The sequence below is a fragment of the Pseudomonas sp. 5.2 genome, assembly GCF_059025405.1.
Genome location: NZ_JBYBHH010000001.1, coordinates 272,859 through 291,211, shown reverse-complemented (window position 1 = coordinate 291,211; position 18,353 = coordinate 272,859). Strand labels below are relative to the sequence as shown.

The 18,353-nt window shown below is 60.6% G+C and carries 15 protein-coding genes; 1 reads left to right on the top strand and 14 read right to left on the bottom strand.

The window, feature by feature from the left end; all coding sequences use genetic code 11:
• Positions 1-138: 138 nt before the first annotated feature.
• The 10 genes from brnQ to sdhC all read right to left on the bottom strand — a co-directional run bounded on the left by brnQ (position 139) and on the right by sdhC (position 13,280).
• A complete protein-coding gene (gene brnQ / locus AC5PZ0_RS01290) occupies positions 139-1,452 on the bottom strand; it encodes a branched-chain amino acid transport system II carrier protein (protein ID WP_027592871.1) in 1,314 nt (437 codons plus the stop codon).
• A 494-nt stretch (positions 1,453-1,946) separates the two neighbouring features.
• Positions 1,947-2,831: a succinate--CoA ligase subunit alpha gene (gene sucD / locus AC5PZ0_RS01285; protein WP_003254203.1), complete on the bottom strand. Its 885-nt coding sequence runs from the start codon at positions 2,829-2,831 to the stop codon at positions 1,947-1,949.
• Positions 2,831-3,997, bottom strand: a complete 1,167-nt coding sequence (gene sucC, locus AC5PZ0_RS01280; protein WP_008091914.1) for an ADP-forming succinate--CoA ligase subunit beta — start codon at positions 3,995-3,997, stop codon at positions 2,831-2,833. Before sucC ends, sucD begins: the two co-directional genes overlap by 1 nt.
• 172 nt (positions 3,998-4,169) lie before the next feature.
• Positions 4,170-5,606 (bottom strand): dihydrolipoyl dehydrogenase, encoded by a 1,437-nt coding sequence (gene lpdA / locus AC5PZ0_RS01275; RefSeq protein ID WP_027592872.1) that lies wholly within the window; start codon positions 5,604-5,606, stop codon positions 4,170-4,172.
• Positions 5,607-5,699: 93 nt separating this feature from the next.
• Positions 5,700-6,920, bottom strand: a complete 1,221-nt coding sequence (gene odhB / locus AC5PZ0_RS01270; protein WP_027592873.1) for a 2-oxoglutarate dehydrogenase complex dihydrolipoyllysine-residue succinyltransferase — start codon at positions 6,918-6,920, stop codon at positions 5,700-5,702.
• Positions 6,921-6,962: 42 nt separating this feature from the next.
• Positions 6,963-9,794 carry a 2-oxoglutarate dehydrogenase E1 component gene (locus AC5PZ0_RS01265; RefSeq protein WP_027592874.1) on the bottom strand — a complete coding sequence of 944 codons (2,832 nt, stop codon included), beginning with the start codon at positions 9,792-9,794 and terminating at the stop codon, positions 6,963-6,965.
• 245 nt (positions 9,795-10,039) lie between these two features.
• The gene (locus AC5PZ0_RS01260) at positions 10,040-10,744 is read right to left on the bottom strand and encodes a succinate dehydrogenase iron-sulfur subunit (RefSeq protein WP_008091906.1); all 705 of its coding nucleotides are present in this window, start codon (positions 10,742-10,744) and stop codon (positions 10,040-10,042) included.
• 11 nt (positions 10,745-10,755) lie between these two features.
• Complete coding sequence (gene sdhA, locus AC5PZ0_RS01255) at positions 10,756-12,528, bottom strand: succinate dehydrogenase flavoprotein subunit (protein ID WP_027592875.1); 1,773 nt, start codon at positions 12,526-12,528, stop codon at positions 10,756-10,758.
• Positions 12,529-12,531: 3 nt separating this feature from the next.
• Entirely contained in the window at positions 12,532-12,900 is a 369-nt protein-coding gene (sdhD, locus tag AC5PZ0_RS01250; protein WP_027592876.1) for a succinate dehydrogenase, hydrophobic membrane anchor protein, read from the bottom strand.
• The gene (gene sdhC / locus AC5PZ0_RS01245) at positions 12,894-13,280 is read right to left on the bottom strand and encodes a succinate dehydrogenase, cytochrome b556 subunit (protein ID WP_077068487.1); all 387 of its coding nucleotides are present in this window, start codon (positions 13,278-13,280) and stop codon (positions 12,894-12,896) included. The genes sdhD and sdhC overlap by 7 nt, the downstream gene beginning before the upstream one ends.
• A gap of 351 nt (positions 13,281-13,631) precedes the next feature.
• On the opposite strand from sdhC, the gene gltA reads away from it, so the two are divergent.
• Positions 13,632-14,921: a citrate synthase gene (gene gltA, locus AC5PZ0_RS01240; protein WP_027592878.1), complete on the top strand. Its 1,290-nt coding sequence runs from the start codon at positions 13,632-13,634 to the stop codon at positions 14,919-14,921.
• Between the two features lie 233 nt (positions 14,922-15,154).
• Here gltA and AC5PZ0_RS01235 read toward each other — a convergent pair whose 3' ends face one another.
• From AC5PZ0_RS01235 to AC5PZ0_RS01220, 4 genes are all read right to left on the bottom strand, one after another.
• On the bottom strand, positions 15,155-15,760 hold the full coding sequence (locus AC5PZ0_RS01235; RefSeq protein ID WP_027592879.1) for an START domain-containing protein: 606 nt from the start codon (positions 15,758-15,760) through the stop codon (positions 15,155-15,157).
• Positions 15,761-15,793: 33 nt separating this feature from the next.
• Positions 15,794-16,048 (bottom strand): YkgJ family cysteine cluster protein, encoded by a 255-nt coding sequence (locus AC5PZ0_RS01230; protein WP_027592880.1) that lies wholly within the window; start codon positions 16,046-16,048, stop codon positions 15,794-15,796.
• A gap of 130 nt (positions 16,049-16,178) precedes the next feature.
• Positions 16,179-16,655, bottom strand: coding sequence for a hypothetical protein (locus AC5PZ0_RS01225; protein WP_099428720.1), 477 nt, complete (start codon positions 16,653-16,655; stop codon positions 16,179-16,181).
• Positions 16,656-16,716: 61 nt separating this feature from the next.
• Positions 16,717-18,159 carry an aminotransferase-like domain-containing protein gene (locus AC5PZ0_RS01220; protein WP_027592882.1) on the bottom strand — a complete coding sequence of 481 codons (1,443 nt, stop codon included), beginning with the start codon at positions 18,157-18,159 and terminating at the stop codon, positions 16,717-16,719.
• Positions 18,160-18,353: the final 194 nt, after the last annotated feature.

Sequence of the window (18,353 nt, the reverse complement as noted above, 5' to 3'; positions counted from 1 at the left end):
TTGTTTTTGCCTGCCCAGCCCATCGCCGTTGCACACAAACAAAAACCCCGCGCCCTTTCGGACGCGGGGTTTTCAGGTGAGAACCGCTGGCAGGCACCCTACGGCTTGTGGCCGGTGCCGCCCTCAGGCTTCAACCTATCAAGCCAGCGCTTCGCGCGGCTTGCCCAGCATGCGGTCGCAGACCACAGCAGCGGCCAGGGTGACCACCGACGGCACCAGCCAGGCCAGGCCTTGATCGCTCAGCGGCAGGTGTGCAGCGGCGTCCGGCAGGACATGCGCCAAGCTGCTGCCTTTGATCGCGTCGACAATACCGAACACCAGCGACACCAGCATGACCGGCGCAAGAATGCGCGTTGGCGAGTTCCACAGGTCCTTCACGAAGCTCAGGCCCACCACCACGATGCACGGCGGGTAGATCGCCGTAAGCACCGGGATCGAGAACATGATCAGCTTGGTCAGGCCCAGGTTGGAAATCAGCAGCGAGAAGCCCGCCAGGATCACCACCAGTGCGCGGTACGACAGCGGCAGAATCTGGCTGAAGTACTCGGCGCACGCGCAGGTCAGGCCAACCGCGGTCACCAGGCACGCCAGGGCGATCAGCACGGCCAGGAAGCCGCTGCCCAGCGAACCGAAGGTGTGCTGCACGTAGGCATGCAGTACGGCTGCGCCGTTGGTAGCGTCAGCCGCGATTTCGTGGCTGCCGGCACCCAGGCGGAACAGGCTGATGTACACCAGTGCCAGGCCCACACCCGCAATCAGGCCGGCGATGATGGCATAGCGGGTGATCAGCTTCGGCGATTCGACACCGCGCGAGCGGATGGCATTGACGATGACGATACCGAAGACCAGCGCGCCCAGGGTGTCCATGGTCAGGTAACCATCGGAGAAGCCCTTGGAAAACGCCGCGGCGGCATAGGCCGGTTGCGCTTCACCAATGGTGCCGGCAGGCAGCGCGAACGCAGCGATGCCCAGCACGGCCAAGGCGATGATCTTCAGCGGTGCAAGGAAACGCCCCACGGTATCAAGCAGTTTGCCCGGATACATGGACACCGCCAGCACCACGATGAAATACACCAGGCTGTAGATGAACAACGCCAACGGGCTTTCACCGGTCAACGGCGCCACACCGACCTCGAACGACACGGTCGCGGTACGCGGCGTCGCGAACAGCGGGCCAACCGACAGGTAGCACACGGCGGCCAGCAGGCCACCGAAGAACTTGCCGATCGGGCTGCTCAGGGCATCCATGCCGCCACCGACCTTGGCCAGCGCGACCACGGTGATGACGGGTAGGCCCACGGCGGTCACCAGGAAGCCAAGGGCCGCCATCCACACGTGCGGGCCAGACTGCAGACCGACGATAGGCGGGAAGATGATATTGCCGGCGCCCACGAAAAGCGCAAACGTCATAAAGCCAAGCGCCAGGATATCCTGGCCTTTTAGAACTTTCATTTAAGGTAGTACCACACTGCTGAAATCGGGATTCGAGAGGGGATTTCCCTATGGATGAGGGAAATGCTGCCCGGCTTGGTGAGCCAGACCCGTTTAGCGTGTCGTTCCCTTTTGGGGGACGGGCACAGAGTGAACGCGTAGATTAACTGTTTTAGCAGTTAAACGCACTGGCACAGTGCTGCTTGTCCGATGTGCGTATGTGTTTGTCGTCTGTGCGACCGGGGACGGGGTAATTATCGCAGCGCGGCGGAAAGTGTCTGTGTGAAAATCCCTATCAAACCCATCGAAAAACCCACTTCATGCCTCTCCCCTTGTAGGAGCAGCCTTGTGATGCGAAGGGGCCAGTGCAGCTATCACTAATCTTTAATGCCCACACCGGCCTCTTCGCAGCACAAGGCTGCTCCTACAGAATCGGCTAGCTGTGGATTGCCGCAACCCGTAAACGACAAAGGCCACCCGAAGGTGGCCTCTGTGCGCGTGGGGGGTGAAGCGTATTACTTCTTGGCTTCCCAGCCAGTCAGCTCGGCCAGGGCCTTGCCGATGTCGGCCAGCGAACGCACGGTTTTAACACCTGCGTCCTGCAGCGCAGCGAACTTCTCGTCCGCAGTGCCTTTGCCGCCAGAGATGATGGCGCCAGCGTGGCCCATGCGCTTGCCCGCAGGTGCGGTAACACCAGCGATGTAGGAAACGACAGGCTTGGTGACGTGGGCCTTGATGTAGGCCGCGGCTTCTTCTTCAGCCGAACCGCCGATCTCACCGATCATGACGATCGCTTCGGTCTTCGGGTCTTCCTGGAACAGCTTCAGGATGTCGATGAAGTTGGAGCCTGGGATCGGGTCACCGCCGATGCCGACGCAGGTCGACTGGCCGAAGCCGGCGTCGGTGGTCTGCTTAACGGCTTCATAGGTCAGGGTGCCGGAACGCGAAACGATACCGACCTTGCCTGGCAAGTGAATGTGACCTGGCATGATGCCGATCTTGCACTCGCCTGGGGTGATGACGCCTGGGCAGTTAGGGCCGATCAGGGTAACGCCCAGCTCGTCGCACTTGACCTTGGCATCCAGCATGTCCAGGGTAGGAATGCCTTCGGTGATGCAGACGATCAGCTTGATGCCGCCGAAGGCCGCTTCCAGGATCGAGTCTTTGCAGAACGGAGCCGGAACGTAGATGACCGAAGCATCAGCGCCAGTCGCTTCCACAGCTTCCTTGACGGTGTTGAACACCGGCAGGCCCAGGTGGGTGGTGCCACCCTTGCCTGGGGTAACGCCGCCGACCATCTTGGTGCCGTAGGCGATGGCTTGTTCGGAGTGGAAAGTACCCTGCGAGCCGGTGAAGCCCTGGCAGATGACTTTGGTGTCTTTATTGATCAGGACGCTCATTACTTGCCCTCCGCAGCTTTGACAACTTGTTGAGCAGCGTCGGTCAGGCTGGTTGCCGCAATGATGTTCAAACCGCTTTCTGCCAGTACTTTAGCGCCCAGTTCGGCGTTGTTGCCTTCGAGGCGAACGACGACCGGAACTTTAACGCCGACTTCTTTCACTGCACCGATGATGCCTTCGGCAATCATGTCGCAGCGAACGATGCCGCCGAAGATGTTGACCAGAACGGCCGCGACATTGCTGTCGGACAGAATGATCTTGAAGGCTTCGGTAACGCGCTCTTTGGTAGCACCACCACCTACGTCGAGGAAGTTGGCTGGCTTGCCGCCGTGCAGGTTGACGATGTCCATGGTACCCATGGCCAGGCCGGCACCGTTGACCATGCAGCCGATGTTGCCTTCCAGGGCCACGTAGTTCAGCTCGAAGCTGGCAGCGTGGGCTTCACGAGGATCGTCCTGCGACGGGTCGTGGAAGGTTTTCAGCTTAGGCTGACGGTACATGGCGTTTGCGTCGATGTTGATCTTCGCATCCAGGCAGTGCAGGTCGCCGTCGGCCTTGATGACCAGCGGGTTGACTTCCAGCAGGGCCAGGTCGTGTTCTTTGAACAGCTTGGCCAGGCCTACGAAAATCTTGGCGAACTGTGCAACTTGCTTGCCTTCCAGACCCAGCTGGAATGCCAGTTCACGACCCTGGAACGGCTGAGCGCCGACCAGCGGATCGATAGTAGCCTTGATGATCTTCTCAGGAGTTTCGTGAGCGACTTTCTCGATGTCCACGCCACCTTCGGTGGAGGCCATGAACACGATGCGGCGGCTCGAGCGATCGACTACAGCGCCCAGGTACAGCTCTTTGGCGATGTCAGTGCAGGATTCGACCAGGATCTTGGTCACTGGCTGACCGTTGGCGTCGGTCTGGTAGGTTACCAGGCGCTTGCCCAACCATTGCGCAGCGAACGCCTTGGCGTCTTCCTTGCTGCGAACCAGCTTGACGCCGCCCGCTTTACCGCGACCACCTGCGTGAACCTGGGCTTTAACAACCCACTCGGAACCGCCGATCTTGTCGCAAGCTTCTGCTGCAGCTTCAGGGGTATCGACAGCGAAACCCTTGGAAACTGGCAGGCCGTATTCAGCGAACAGCTGCTTACCCTGATACTCGTGAAGATTCATGCTTTTTACCGTCTTCGTTAGGTACTGCGCTTCGGCGCTGCGCCATTGCTGGCGCCGCACCACCTGTGACCGTTAACCCCGGGTTATCCCGTGTAGTCCGATCCGGCGGACTTTCCGCGGTGAGTCATGCACGCAAGACTCACGACGGGCAGCCCGCCGTGGTTTCTTATAATTAACGCTTCTTACGGTTGGCCACGTGAATGGCGCCGCCATTCACTGCCAGCGCTGCTTCATGCAACGCTTCGGACAGGGTTGGATGGCTGAAGACCATCATGCCCAGATCCTCGGCACTGGTGCCGAATTCCATTGCGATTGCGCCCTGCTGTACCAATTCGGCAGCCGATGGGCCAATCACGTGCACACCCAGTACGCGGTCGGTCTTGGCGTCAGCGATAACCTTGACGAAACCACCGGTGTCGTTGGCTGCCATCGCACGGCCGCTGGCCGCGAACGGGAAGGTGCCTACGTTAACCTCAACACCCTCGGCCTTCAAGGACTGTTCGGTCTTGCCGACCCACGCGATTTCCGGATGGGTGTAGATAACCGATGGGATCAGGTCGTAGTTCATCTGGGCCTTGTGGCCTTTGATGCGCTCGACAACCATGATGCCCTCTTCCGAGGCCTTGTGCGCCAGCATCATGCCACGTACCACGTCACCGATGGCGAACACGCCCGGCACGCTGGTAGCGCAGTGATCGTCGACGAAGATGTAGCCACGTTCGTCGATGGTGACGCCGCTGTCGGAAGCCAGCAGATCAGTGGTCACTGGACGACGGCCGACCGCAACGATCAGCTTGTCGAAGGTGATCTTCTGTTCGCCTTCGGCATTGGTGTAAGTCACTTCGACTTCGTTGCCGTTGACTTTCGAGCCGGTGACGCGAGCGCCCAGCTTGATGTCCAGGCCTTGCTTGGTCAGGGTCTTCTGGGCTTCTTTCGACACGGCGGTGTCGGCAGCCATCAGGAAGGTGTCCAGGGCTTCCAGGACGGTGACTTCAGCGCCCAGGCGAGCCCATACAGAGCCCAGCTCCAGGCCGATCACGCCCGCACCGATCACACCCAGACGCTTTGGAACCGATTGGAATTCCAGGGCGCCGGTGGAGTCGACGATGACGTTCTGGTCGACAGGAGCCGGCGGAATGTCGATCGGACGCGAGCCGGAGGCCAGGATCACGTTGTCGGCTTCGATGATTTCGGTGGTGCCGTCAGCTTTGGTGACTTCGACTTTCTTGCCGGCCAGCAGTTTGCCGTGGCCCTGGATCGAAGTAACGCCGTTAGCCTTGAACAGGGTAGCAACGCCACCGGTCAGGTTCTTGACGATGCCAGCCTTGCGGCCAACCATCGCGGCGACGTCCATCTTCACTTCGCCAGTGGAGATACCGTGGACGTTGAAGCTCTCTTTGGCTTCCTTGTACTTCCAGGAGCTGTCCAGCAGCGCCTTGGACGGAATGCAACCTACGTTCAGGCAGGTGCCGCCCAGGGCCAGTTTGCCCTCGGCGTCGGTGTATTTCTCGATACAGGCAGTCTTCAGACCAAGTTGGGCAGCCTTGATGGCAGCCACATAGCCGCCAGGACCTGCACCAATCACCACTACGTCGAATTTCTGGGTCATAAAAGATTCCTTATCAGCTACAAGCTACAAGCCGCGAACCGCGCGGCCCCGCCTCTTTCGAAGCCAGGGGCCGAACGGTACGCAGCCAGAGGGTTAGATGTCCAGCAGCAGGCGAGACGGATCTTCCAGCAGGTTCTTGATGGTGACCAGGAAGGTTACCGCTTCCTTGCCGTCGATCAGGCGGTGATCGTACGACAGCGCCAGGTACATCATCGGGCGGATGACCACTTGACCATTGATGGCCATCGGGCGCTGGATGATGTTGTGCATGCCGAGAATGGCAGCCTGCGGCGGGTTGACGATCGGGGTCGACATCATCGAACCGAAGGTACCACCGTTGGTGATGGTGAAGGTGCCGCCGGTCATTTCTTCGATCGACAGTTTGCCATCACGGGCCTTCTTGCCGAAGGTGGCGATGCCGTTCTCGATTTCAGCCAGGCTCATCGACTCGGCGTTACGCAGCACCGGTACTACCAGGCCACGGTCGCTGGAGACGGCAACGCCGACGTCGGCGAAACCGTGGTAGACGATGTCGTTGCCGTCGATCGAGGCGTTCACAGCCGGGAAGCGCTTCAGGGCTTCGGTGGCAGCCTTGACGAAGAACGACATGAAGCCCAGGCGTACGCCGTTGTGGGTCTTCTCGAACAGGTCCTTGTACTTCGAACGCAGGGCCATGACTTCGGTCATGTCGACTTCGTTGAAGGTGGTCAGCATCGCCATGTTGGACTGGGCTTCGACCAGACGCTCAGCGATCTTGGCACGCAGACGGGTCATCGGCACGCGCTTCTCGGTGCGATCGCCAGCGGCGGTCACAACCGGGGCAGCAGCGGCAGCGGCAGGCTTGGCAGCCGGCGCAGCAGCAGGTGCAGACTTCTTGTTGGCGACTGCAGCGACAACGTCTTCCTTGGTGACGCGACCGCCTTTGCCGGTGCCGGCAACGGTAGCCAGGTCGATGCCGTTCTCTTCAGCCAGCTTGCGTGCGGCAGGCGCGGCAACCGGGTCGTCTTCGCCAGCATCGGCGGCAGCGGCAGCCGGGGCAGCAGCGGCCGGAGCAGCAGCAGGCGCAGCGGCAGCGCCACCTTCAACGATCGAACCCAGCAGCTCGTCGGACAGGACGGTATCGCCCTCGCCCTTGACGATGTCGCCCAGCACGCCATCAGCAGTGGCCAGGACTTCCAGGACGACTTTGTCAGTCTCGATGTCGACGATCAGCTCGTCACGCTTGACGGCGTCGCCCGGCTTCTTGTGCCAGGTGGCAACGGTGCCGTCGGCGACCGATTCCGGGAAGGTTGGGGCTTTGATCTCGATAGCCATTATCAGTGTTTCCTTAAATTCGGTTTCAGGTGCGCGAAGGCGTTAAACAGTGAAGGCGTCTTGCAGCAGTTTTTCCTGCTGTTCGGCGTGCTTCGAAGCGTAACCACAGGCTGGCGCGGCAGAGGCGTCGCGGCCGGCGTATTCCAGGACCAGTGCCTTGTTGTGGCGGCCCAGGATACGGCGCATGTGGTGCTGGCTGCTGTACCAGGCGCCCTGGTTCATCGGCTCTTCCTGACACCAGACTGCATGCTTGAGGTTGGTGTACGGCGCCAGGATTTCGACCAGGTCGTCTTCCGGGAACGGGTACAGCTGCTCGATACGCACGATGGCGATGTCTTCGCGGCCTTCGGCACGGCGTTTTTCCAGCAGGTCGTAGTAGACCTTGCCGCCACACAGCACCAGGCGCTCGACCTTGGCCGGATCCTGGGTGTCGATTTCCGGGATCACGGTCTGGAACGAGCCTTCTGCCAGGTCTTCCAAGGTCGAGACGGCCAACTTGTGGCGCAGCAGCGACTTCGGCGTCAGGACGATCAGCGGCTTGCGCAGCGGACGGATGACCTGGCGACGCAGCAGGTGGTAGATCTGAGCTGGGGTGGTCGGTACGCACACCTGAATGTTGTGCTCGGCGCACAGCTGCAGGTAACGCTCCAGACGCGCGGAGGAGTGCTCCGGGCCCTGCCCTTCATAGCCGTGCGGCAGCAGCATGGTCAGACCGCACAGACGGCCCCACTTATGCTCGCCGCTGGTGATGAACTGGTCGATCACCACTTGCGCGCCGTTGGCGAAGTCGCCGAACTGGGCTTCCCAGATCACCAGCGCGTTCGGCGTGGTGGTCGAGTAGCCGTATTCGAACGCCAGTACCGCTTCTTCCGACAGGAAGGAGTCGTACAGGTCGAAGCGCGGCTGGCCTGGGAACAGGTTCTGCAGCGGCACGTAGGTGCTGGCGTCCTTCTGGTTGTGCAACACCGCGTGGCGGTGCGAGAAGGTGCCACGGCCGATGTCCTGGCCGGTCATGCGGATCGGGTGACCTTCGAACTGCAGGGTGGCGTATGCCATGGTCTCTGCATAACCCCAGTTGATCGGCAAGCCACCGGCCTGCATCTTCTGGCGATCTTCGTAGATCTTCGAGACCTGACGCTGAACCACGAAACCTTCTGGCAGCTCGAGCAGCTTGGCCGACAGGTCTTGCAGGGTCTTGAGGTCGAAGCGGGTGTCGTGACGCGCAGTCCAGGCATGGCCCAGGTACGGACGCCAGTCGACGAACAGCTCGCGGTTCGGCTCCTTGACCAGGCTCTTGACCACGTGCAGGCCGTTGTCCAGGGCGTTACGGTACTCGTCGATCTTGGCCTGAGCACGCTCGGCATCGATGCGACCGGCCTGGATCAGCGCTTCGGCATACAGCTCACGGGTGGTGCGCTGCTTGCTGATCTGCTGATACATCAGCGGCTGGGTACCGTTCGGCTCGTCGGCCTCGTTGTGGCCGCGACGGCGGTAGCAAACCAGGTCGATGACCACGTCACGCTTGAACTGCATGCGGTAATCGATGGCCAGCTGGGTCACGAACAGCACGGCTTCCGGGTCATCACCGTTGACGTGCAGGATCGGCGCCTGAATCATCTTGGCAACGTCGGTGGCGTACTCGGTGGAACGCGAGTCCAGCGGGTTGCTGATGGTGAAACCAACCTGGTTGTTGATCACGATGTGCACGGTACCGCCGGTCTTGAAACCGCGGGTCTGCGACATCTGGAAGGTTTCCATCACCACGCCCTGGCCTGCGAACGCAGCATCGCCGTGGATCGAGATCGGCAGCACTTTGTCGCCAACGGTGTCGTTGCGGCGGTCCTGACGGGCGCGCACCGAACCCTCGACCACTGGCGAAACGATCTCCAGGTGGGACGGGTTGAACGCCATGGCCAGGTGAACTTCGCCACCGGTGGTCATCACGTTGGAGGAGAAGCCCTGGTGATATTTCACGTCACCAGAGCCCAACTCGTTCATCTTCTTGCCTTCAAACTCGTCGAACAGCTCGCGCGGGTTTTTGCCGAAGGTGTTGACCAGCACGTTCAGACGGCCACGGTGGGCCATGCCGATCACGACTTCCTTGGTACCGTAGGAGCCGGAGCGCTGGATCATCTCGTCCAGCATCGGAATCAGGCTTTCGCCGCCTTCCAGGCCGAAACGCTTGGTGCCTGGGTATTTGGTGCCCAGGTACTTCTCAAGGCCCTCACCGGCCGTGACGCGCTCGAGCAGGTGAGCCTGCACGTCAGCGGAAAATTCCGGACGGCCGCGCACGCTTTCAAGGCGCTGCTGGAACCAGCTGCGCTGCTCGGAATCGACGATGTGGGTGAACTCGGCGCCAATGGTGCGACAATATGTCTTCTGGAGCGCCTCGGAGATCTCGCGTAGGCTCGCTTCCTCTTTGCCGATGAACAGGTCGCCGGCACGGAAGGTCGTATCAAGATCGGCATTGGTCAAGCCGTAGTGATTGATCGACAGGTCTACGGGCGCAGGGCGCTGCCACAACCCCAACGGGTCGAGCTTGGCAGCCTGATGGCCGCGCATACGATAGGCCTGGATCAGTCGCAGAACTTCAACCTGCTTCTTCTCGTGTTCACTGCTCACGCTCCCGGCGGATACCGGTTGGGCGCGGCGCTGGTTCTTTGCCAGCAGTACGAAATGGTCGCGGATTGTCGAGTGCGATACATCGGTAGCGGTGCTGCCGTCGGCTGGCAACTTCTGGAAGTAAGTGCGCCACTCTTCTGGCACAGCGTTAGGGTCGTGCAGGTAAAGCTCGTAGAGCTCTTCCACATATGCAGCGTTACCACCTGAAAGGTGGGCGCTTTCCCACATGCGCTGCATCACGCTTTCTTGCATGCTTGGTCACCCTCGGTTAGGGGACGATCGGCGAGAGCCACAGCAAACCTGGAAAAGTCCGAACACAGCGACTGAACCACGCCACTTGGATCTTGCTGATTTTCCGGGTACCAGCCCGGAAAGCCCCTGCTGGTCTCATATCTTCATAGGTAATGAGCGCGGGCTTTGTGGGCCCTTGCTCGAGTTTTACCTCAGTGCGGGCTCACCACCCGCACCTCGGCTTACTGCAGGTACAACGCTTTGAATCAGGTACCGCTTTGCAGCAGCATGTTACGTACGTGACCGATTGCCTTGGTTGGGTTCAGACCCTTAGGGCAAACGTTTACGCAGTTCATGATCCCACGGCAGCGGAAGACGCTGAACGGGTCATCCAGGGACGCCAGGCGCTCCTGGGTCTTGGTGTCACGGCTGTCGGCCAGGAAGCGATAGGCCTGCAGCAAGGCAGCGGGGCCCAGGAACTTGTCTGGGTTCCACCAGAACGACGGGCAAGAGGTCGAGCAGCAAGCGCACAGGATGCACTCGTACAGACCGTCCAGCTTGTCACGCTCTTCTGGCGACTGCAGACGCTCGATGGCCGGAGCCGGGGTGTCGTTCTGCAGGAACGGCTTCACCTTCTCGTACTGCTTGTAGAAGATGCTCATGTCGACGACCAGGTCACGAATGACCGGCAGGCCCGGCAGCGGGCGCAGCACCAGCTTGTTGCCCTTGACCACGCCCGACAGCGGGGTGATGCAGGCCAGGCCGTTCTTGCCGTTCATGTTCATGCCATCGGAACCGCACACGCCTTCACGGCAGGAGCGACGGTACGAGAAACCCTCGTCCTTTTCCTTGATCAGTGCCAGTACGTCCAGGACCATCAGGTCCTTGCCGCCGGTATCGACGTCAAACGACTCCATCTTGGGCGCCGAGTCGGTGTCGGGGTTGTAACGATAAACTTCGACTTTCAACATAGCAGCCACCCTTAGTAAGTCCGGATTTTAGGCTCGAAGGCCGGCACGGTCTTCGGCGCAAAGTTGACGCCGCGCTTGGCAACGCGCTTCTCACCCGGGTAGTACAGGGTGTGGCACAGCCAGTTTTCGTCGTCACGGTCTTCGAAGTCTTCACGGGCGTGAGCACCGCGCGACTCTTTACGGGCTTCGGCCGCAATGGCGGTAGCTTCGGCAACTTCCAGCAGGTTCTGCAGCTCCAGCGCTTCGATACGCGCGGTGTTGAAGGCCTGGGACTTGTCGTTGATCTTCACGTTGGCGATGCGGTCACGCAGGCCAGCCAACTGCTCGATACCCTTCTGCATGTATTCGCCAGTACGGAATACACCGAAGTAGTTCTGCATGCAGCTTTGCAGCTCGCGCTTCAGGCTTGCCACGTCTTCGCCAGTGGTGCGCTCGTTGAGCTTGTTCAGGCGGTTCAGGGCAACATCGACGTCGGTGTCGCTGGCATCGCGGTACTCGACGCCTTCGGTCAGCGCCTTCTCCAGGTGCAGGCCGGCAGCACGGCCGAACACGACCAGGTCGAGCAGCGAGTTACCGCCCAGGCGGTTGGCGCCGTGGACCGATACGCATGCCACTTCACCTACGGCGAACAGGCCCGGGATGATGTGGTCCTTGCCTTCAGCGTCCATGGTGATGGCCTGGCCATGAATGTTGGTGGCAACACCACCCATCATGTAGTGGCAGGTCGGCACGACCGGCACCGGCGCGACCACTGGGTCGACGTGGGCGAAGGTCTTGGACAGTTCGCAGATACCTGGCAGGCGGCTGTGCAGCACTTCCTCGCCCAGGTGGTCCAGCTTCAGCAGTACGTGGTCCTTGTTCGGGCCCACGCCGTTGCCGGCGATGATTTCCTTGACCATGGAACGGGCAACGACGTCGCGGCCGGCCAGGTCTTTCGCGTTCGGCGCGTAACGCTCCATGAAGCGCTCGCCGTGGGCGTTGATCAGGTAGCCACCCTCACCGCGGCAACCCTCGGTGACCAGTACACCGGCGCCGGCGATGCCGGTTGGGTGGAACTGCCACATTTCGATGTCCTGCACCGGTACACCGGCACGCAGGGCCATGCCGACACCGTCACCGGTGTTGATCAGGGCGTTGGTGGTCGAGGCGTAGATACGGCCCGCACCGCCAGTAGCCAGAACGGTGGCCTTGGACTTGATGTACAGGGTTTCGCCGGTTTCGATGCAGATGGCGATCACACCAACGAACGCACCGTCCTGGTTCTTCACCAGGTCAACGGCGTAGTACTCGTTGAGGAAGGTGGTGCCGGCTTTCAGGTTGCCCTGGTACAGGGTGTGCAGCAGCGCGTGACCGGTACGGTCGGAAGCGGCGCAGGTACGGGCAGCCTGGCCACCCTTGCCGAAGTCCTTGGACTGGCCACCGAACGGACGCTGGTAGATACGGCCGGTTTCGGTACGCGAGAACGGCAGGCCCATGTGGTCCAGCTCGAAGACCGCAGCCGGGCCTTCCTGACACATGTATTCGATAGCGTCCTGATCACCAATGTAGTCGGAACCTTTGACGGTATCGTACATGTGCCAGCGCCAGTCATCGTTCGGGTCGGCCGAAGCGATGGCGCAGGTGATGCCGCCCTGGGCGGATACAGTGTGCGAACGGGTCGGGAAGACCTTGGTCACTACGGCAGTCTTGTGACCACCTTGAGCCAGCTGCAGCGCTGCGCGCATGCCGGCGCCGCCGCCACCAATAATGATGGCGTCGAAGGAAATAGTTGGAATGCTAGCCATGGATCAGATACCCCAGAGAATCTGCACACCCCAGACGAAGTAAGCGAACATCGCAACGCCGCATACCGCCTGGAACAGGAAACGAATCGCAGTTGCCGACTTGCCGAACGCCATTGGCGTCAGGTAGTCGGTGGCAATGGTCCACATGCCGACCCAGGCGTGAGCGCCCAGGGCAACGAGGGCCAGCAGACTGAAGATCCGCATCGCGTTGTTGGAGAACAGACCGTGCCACTGGGCATAGTCGATACCTGGGTGGGCTACGACGTAACCGATCAGGAAGAGGAAGTAAGCCGCGAGAACGACCGCAGAGACGCGCTGTGCCATCCAGTCATAGAGGCCCGAACGCGACAGGTTCGTGACATTGGTTACCATACCCAAACTCCCACCAGAACGATCACCACCACGGAGATGACAATCACGATTTTCGAGCCCAGTTTGCCGCCTTCCAGCGTCTCACCGATGCCCATGTCCATGATCAGGTGGCGAACACCTGCCACCAGGTGATACAGCAGGGCGGACAGCAGGGCCCAGGTCACCAGTTTGGCCAGCGGACTGGTCAGACACGCCTTCACCTCACCGAAGCCTTCCTCGGAACCCAGGGACTTGCCCAATGCATAAAGCATGATGGCCAGGCCGAGGAACAGGATGACGCCGGAGATACGGTGCAGAATGGACGTGTACGCGGTGATCGGGAGCTTGATGGTCCTTAGGTCTAGGTTTACAGGTCGTTGGCTTTTCACGGCTTTTTTCACACTGAAGAGCCCCTAGCGAACAGGGCAAAGTTGTTGGTAAGTGTACTGGTCAGGTACCCACCACCCAGGGAACGGCGACCCCCAGCAGTTCGGGCTTGCAAGCCCCTGGCGGTCGGGTGCCGAGTATAGACAGTTAGGCTGCTTATGACAACGTGATGGGGTAGCCCAAATAGCGCATTGCCTTTAGCGAGCAAAAGGCGTAAATGGGCGACAATTTCGAGAAAAATCAGGCCTCAGGCCCCGTTTCAACCAGCCTTTAGGCAAATTGACATCTGAATTTATCCCTCTATAGTGGTGCGGGCCCTGCGTGGGGGGTCTGTCTGATGATTTCAAGCATTAATAGGAGGCCACATGGCTGACAAAAAAGCGCAGTTGGTCATCGAGGGCGCTGCCCCCGTCGAGCTGCCCATTTTAACCGGCACCGTTGGTCCTGATGTAATCGACGTCCGCGGGTTGGGGGCCACTGGTCACTTCACCTTCGACCCTGGTTTCATGGCGACTGCCTCGTGCGAGTCGAAGATCACCTACATCGACGGCGACAAGGGTATTCTGCTGCACCGCGGCTACCCGATCGAACAGCTCGCCGAACAATCGGACTACCTCGAAACCTGCTACCTGCTGCTCAACGGCGAACTGCCGAATGCCGAGCAGAAGGCCCAGTTCGTCAGCACCGTGAAAAACCACACCATGGTTCACGAGCAGCTGAAGTCCTTCTTCAACGGTTTCCGCCGCGACGCTCACCCAATGGCGGTGATGTGCGGTGTGGTCGGCGCCCTGTCGGCGTTCTACCACGACTCCCTGGATATCAATAACCCGCAACACCGCGAAATTTCCGCGGTGCGCCTGGTCGCCAAGATGCCGACCCTGGCCGCGATGGTTTACAAGTACTCCATGGGTCAGCCGATGATGTACCCGCGCAACGACCTGTCGTACGCGGAAAACTTCCTGCACATGATGTTCAACACCCCGTGCGAGATCAAACCGATCAGCCCGGTGCTGGCCAAGGCAATGGACCGGATCTTCATCCTCCACGCCGACCACGAGCAGAACGCCTCCACCTCCACCGTACGCCTGGCAGGCTCCTCGGGTGCCAACCCGTTCGCCTGTATCGCCGCCGGTATCGCCGCACTGTGGGGCCCTGCCCACGGCGGTGCGAACGAAGCCGTACTGACCATGCTCGATGAAATCGGCGATGTCTCGAACATCGACACCTTCATCGCCAAGGCCAAGGACAAGAACGATCCGTTCAAGCTCATGGGCTTCGGTCACCGCGTTTATAAAAACCGCGACCCACGCGCCACCGTGATGAAGCAGACCTGCGACGAAGTCCTGCGCGAGCTGGGCATCAAGAACGACCCGCAGCTGGAACTGGCCATGCGCCTGGAAGAGATCGCCCTCACCGATCCTTACTTCATCGAGCGCTCGCTGTACCCGAACGTCGACTTCTACTCGGGGATCATCCTCAAGGCGATCGGCATTCCGACCAGCATGTTCACCGTGATCTTCGCCCTGGCGCGTACCGTCGGCTGGATCTCGCACTGGAAAGAAATGCTCTCCAGCCCGTACAAGATTGGCCGCCCGCGCCAGCTGTACACCGGCGAGCAGAAGCGCGACATCGTCGCCCTGACTGACCGCAAGTAAGCTCCTCGAGCCGAACGCAAAAAGGCTGCCCTCGGGCAGCCTTTTTTATTGCCATCTTGCTCGAACCGATGCGGCGTCGCGGGAGCAATTGTCTTGCCTAAATTTTGAAAGTTTGCGCGATTACTGTGGGAGCGGGCTCGCCCCGCGAACACCGGCAAAGCCGGTGACATGCACCGCGCGGCCCCATTCGCGGGACAAGCCCGCTCCCACAGAGGCCGAAGCCCGCCTGAACTTCAGTTTTTTTCAGCCCGCTCACGCAACCCTTTCAGGGTATTGAACGGCGCGTCGACCACGAACTTGTTAGCCACCATCGCCGGTACACTGCCGCCCGGCTCGGTGTGCACCTGATAGGTCACTTCTGTCGTGTCACCCTTGGGCACCAACTTCCAGAAGCCCTCGACTTTCGCCACCCGCACGAACCCCTTCTCCTCCGGGAGATAGGTCGGCTCTTCCTTCAGGTTACGCGTCAGGCTACCGTCCGCCTCCTTGACCGTGGTGATGTGCAGCACCGAGTCCCGCGGGGTGACCGGCCATGGCGTGTTGAACTGGGTGTAGGTCCAGCTCTGGTCACCTTCGTGCTTGAGCAGCTTCTGCGACTTGCACTCATGAATCCAGGCACACGCCCCGGCTACGTCCTCTTGCAGCGCCTCGACCTTGGCCAGCGGCGCCTTGATCACGGTAACGCCGCGGTAGGCCTTATACTTGGAGCCCGCCACTTCACTGGTGGAAACCTTGATCCCCTCCTCGTCCTTGGCCACCTGCCAGTTCTCGGCCCAGGCAGCGGGCGCCAACAACACACCCATGCCACACAGCAGTGCAATACGCTTGAACGATCTCATCATCTTTATCCTTATTGTCGAAGATCCAGCCTGTCACGCCGCCGTCATCTGCTCCCACCAACCGAGAATCCTGATTGCCTCATCGCGATCACTGCCGCACACCTCGATATCTGCCTTGAACCCACCGCACACCGCCGGCCGCTCGGGCTTGCCGAACAGGTCGCAGAGGTTGTCGACGGTCAGGTGCAGGCAGCGCTCGCCGGCCGGCTTGCCTTGGGGCATGCGCGGCATTGCAGAGCTGATGGACGGGGCGATGCAGCAAGCACCGCAACCCTCACGGCAGTTCATGGTTATTCACCAAAATCAGGTCTCCCTGGAGCAAAACGGGACGAACGTCACCGGATAGTAACCGCTCAAACATGCGTTTGAAATTGCTGACCCGACGAAATATGCCGTGACCCAGCAGTCAGTTGCCTGGCTATTGGCGGTATTCGAATTCGATGGCCGCACCTTCCACATCGCGGCGGCTTTCATTGCGCAGTTGCAGCTGCATTTCGTTGCTAATCAAGCGGCCATTGAGCTGGAACGGGCTTTCATCGCTCTGTGGCTTTTCAGTGAACATGGCCGGCAGCAAAGGTTTGCGTCGCGTGGCCGAACTGCCCACATTCGGTTCAAGGTCGTTGACCATGTCGACAGGCAAACTCAGATCCAGCGCGGGCTTGGGCAACGGTGTAGCCACCGCCTTGCTGACCGGTTTGTGCGGCGTACGCTTTTTGGCAGGCTTGGCAGCTTTGTTAGCGGCCTGCTTCGACGCAGGCTTGGCCACGGGCTTTTGCACGGGCTTGGCTTGGGAGGCCTGCGCCTGGCCGGCAGGCTGCGCAGCCTGGGCGACGCCGCTGAAACAGCAGATCGGCACCAGGCAAAAACTCAGAGCGATACAGCGCAACAGTTTCATGGACATCGGCAGTCAGGCTGGAAAATGCATATGCTCCCTGTTCCGCCTGCGCCTGACAAGCCTACAAAAGTGAACCTGTAGTCTCTCTGCACAATTGCTGGGCTAAAAGCCCCAGGGTAATCACCGCCCGCTCGGCCTCTTTGTTCCACGGGATACCGCAGTTAAGCCGGATGCAGTGGTTGAATTGCTCGGTGTTACTGAAGATCAACCCCGGCGCGATACTGATGCCCTGCTCCAGCGCCCGCACATGCAGGTCCTGGGTATTGACCCGCCCCGGCAGGCTCACCCAGAGAATGAAACCGCCGGTAGGCCGGGTCATCTGCGTGCCTTCGGGGAAGTGCTGCTGCACCGCCAACTGGTAAGCACTGAGGTTCTTGCGGTACTCCTGGCGGATGTAGCGCAGGTGCCGGTCATAGCCGCCGTTTTCCAGGTAAGCGGCCACCCCCATCTGCGTCACGCTGCAGGCCGAATGGGTGGTGAAGGTCTGCAGGCGCTGGATTTCGTCCTGGTACCGCCCCGCCACCATCCAGCCGACCCGCACCCCTGGCGACAAGGTCTTGGAAAAGCTCGAGCAATAGATCACCCGGTCCAGCCGGTCGAACGCCTTCAGCGCCTTGGTCTTGCCTTGTTCGAACATCAGTTCGCCATAGATGTCGTCTTCGACGATCTGGATATCGAAGTCCGAAGCCAGGCGCAGCAACTGTTTTTGCCGCTCCTCAGGGATGGTGCCGCCCAGCGGGTTGCTCAGGCGCGACGTCAGCACCAACGCCTTGATCGACCACTGGTTGGCGGCCAACTGCAAGGCTTCCAGGCTGATCCCGGTGGACGGGTCGCTTGGAATTTCGATCACTTTCAGGCCCAGCAGGTCAGCCAACTGCAGCAAACCGTAGTAAGTCGGCGACTCGGCGGCGATCAAGTCCCCCGGGCGGGTCAGCACGCGCAGCGACATCTGCAAGGCATCGACGCAGCCATGGGTCACGATGATTTCACGCGGGTCGACCAGCACACCGGCATCGCGCATGCGGATGGCGATCTGTCGGCGCAGCGGCTCGAAGCCTGGGCTGAACATGTAACTGAACGCACGTGGGCTATGGAAGCGGGTCACTTTGGCAATCTGCTGGTGCAGGGCGCGCACCGGCAGGTAATCCACATGAGGCACCGCAGCACCGAACGGAAACACGCCGTCGCGGCGCGCTTCGGTCAACACCTGCTGAATGATGCTGGCCCGGGTCACCAGGCCAGGGCGCTCGACCCGGGCGATATCCGGTGTTTGCGCGGTCAGGGCGGGGGTCTGGTGAACGTAGTAACCCGACTGCGGGCGCGCGCGGATCAGCCCCTGGTCTTCAAGATTGGCATAGGCCTGCAGCACCGTGGCGTGGCTGACATTGAGCTGGGCGCTCATCTTGCGCACGGAGGGCACGCGCTCGCCCGGCTGGTAGACACCGCGGCGGATGTCCTCGGCCAGTTGCTGGGCGATACGCTGGTAAAGCAGCAGGTTGGTCATGGCGATATCTCGACGCGCGGACGGGCTCGTTATTGTTGTGCGACTCACTGACGGCAGAGAATACCGTAACAGTTGCGAAGTGTACTGGGACAGATTGCAGAATAGCCAACACTACAGTCGCGTGACAGTACCCCAGCGCAGGAACTCACCCACTCACCGATAATCGGTGTAGGAGCAGCCTTGTGCTGCGAAGA

What these genes read in the sequence shown, in the direction of transcription:
- brnQ (WP_027592871.1), bottom strand. Translation starts at nt 1,452, where the DNA reads ATGAAAGTTCTAAAAGGCCAGGATATCCTGGCGCTTGGCTTTATGACG.
- sucD (WP_003254203.1), bottom strand. Translation starts at nt 2,831, where the DNA reads ATGAGCGTCCTGATCAATAAAGACACCAAAGTCATCTGCCAGGGCTTC.
- sucC (WP_008091914.1), bottom strand. Translation starts at nt 3,997, where the DNA reads ATGAATCTTCACGAGTATCAGGGTAAGCAGCTGTTCGCTGAATACGGC.
- lpdA (WP_027592872.1), bottom strand. Translation starts at nt 5,606, where the DNA reads ATGACCCAGAAATTCGACGTAGTGGTGATTGGTGCAGGTCCTGGCGGC.
- odhB (WP_027592873.1), bottom strand. Translation starts at nt 6,920, where the DNA reads ATGGCTATCGAGATCAAAGCCCCAACCTTCCCGGAATCGGTCGCCGAC.
- AC5PZ0_RS01265 (WP_027592874.1), bottom strand. Translation starts at nt 9,794, where the DNA reads ATGCAAGAAAGCGTGATGCAGCGCATGTGGGAAAGCGCCCACCTTTCA.
- AC5PZ0_RS01260 (WP_008091906.1), bottom strand. Translation starts at nt 10,744, where the DNA reads ATGTTGAAAGTCGAAGTTTATCGTTACAACCCCGACACCGACTCGGCG.
- sdhA (WP_027592875.1), bottom strand. Translation starts at nt 12,528, where the DNA reads ATGGCTAGCATTCCAACTATTTCCTTCGACGCCATCATTATTGGTGGC.
- sdhD (WP_027592876.1), bottom strand. Translation starts at nt 12,900, where the DNA reads ATGGTAACCAATGTCACGAACCTGTCGCGTTCGGGCCTCTATGACTGG.
- gltA (WP_027592878.1), top strand. Translation starts at nt 13,632, where the DNA reads ATGGCTGACAAAAAAGCGCAGTTGGTCATCGAGGGCGCTGCCCCCGTC.
- AC5PZ0_RS01235 (WP_027592879.1), bottom strand. Translation starts at nt 15,760, where the DNA reads ATGAGATCGTTCAAGCGTATTGCACTGCTGTGTGGCATGGGTGTGTTG.
- AC5PZ0_RS01230 (WP_027592880.1), bottom strand. Translation starts at nt 16,048, where the DNA reads ATGAACTGCCGTGAGGGTTGCGGTGCTTGCTGCATCGCCCCGTCCATC.
- AC5PZ0_RS01225 (WP_099428720.1), bottom strand. Translation starts at nt 16,655, where the DNA reads ATGAAACTGTTGCGCTGTATCGCTCTGAGTTTTTGCCTGGTGCCGATC.
- AC5PZ0_RS01220 (WP_027592882.1), bottom strand. Translation starts at nt 18,159, where the DNA reads ATGACCAACCTGCTGCTTTACCAGCGTATCGCCCAGCAACTGGCCGAG.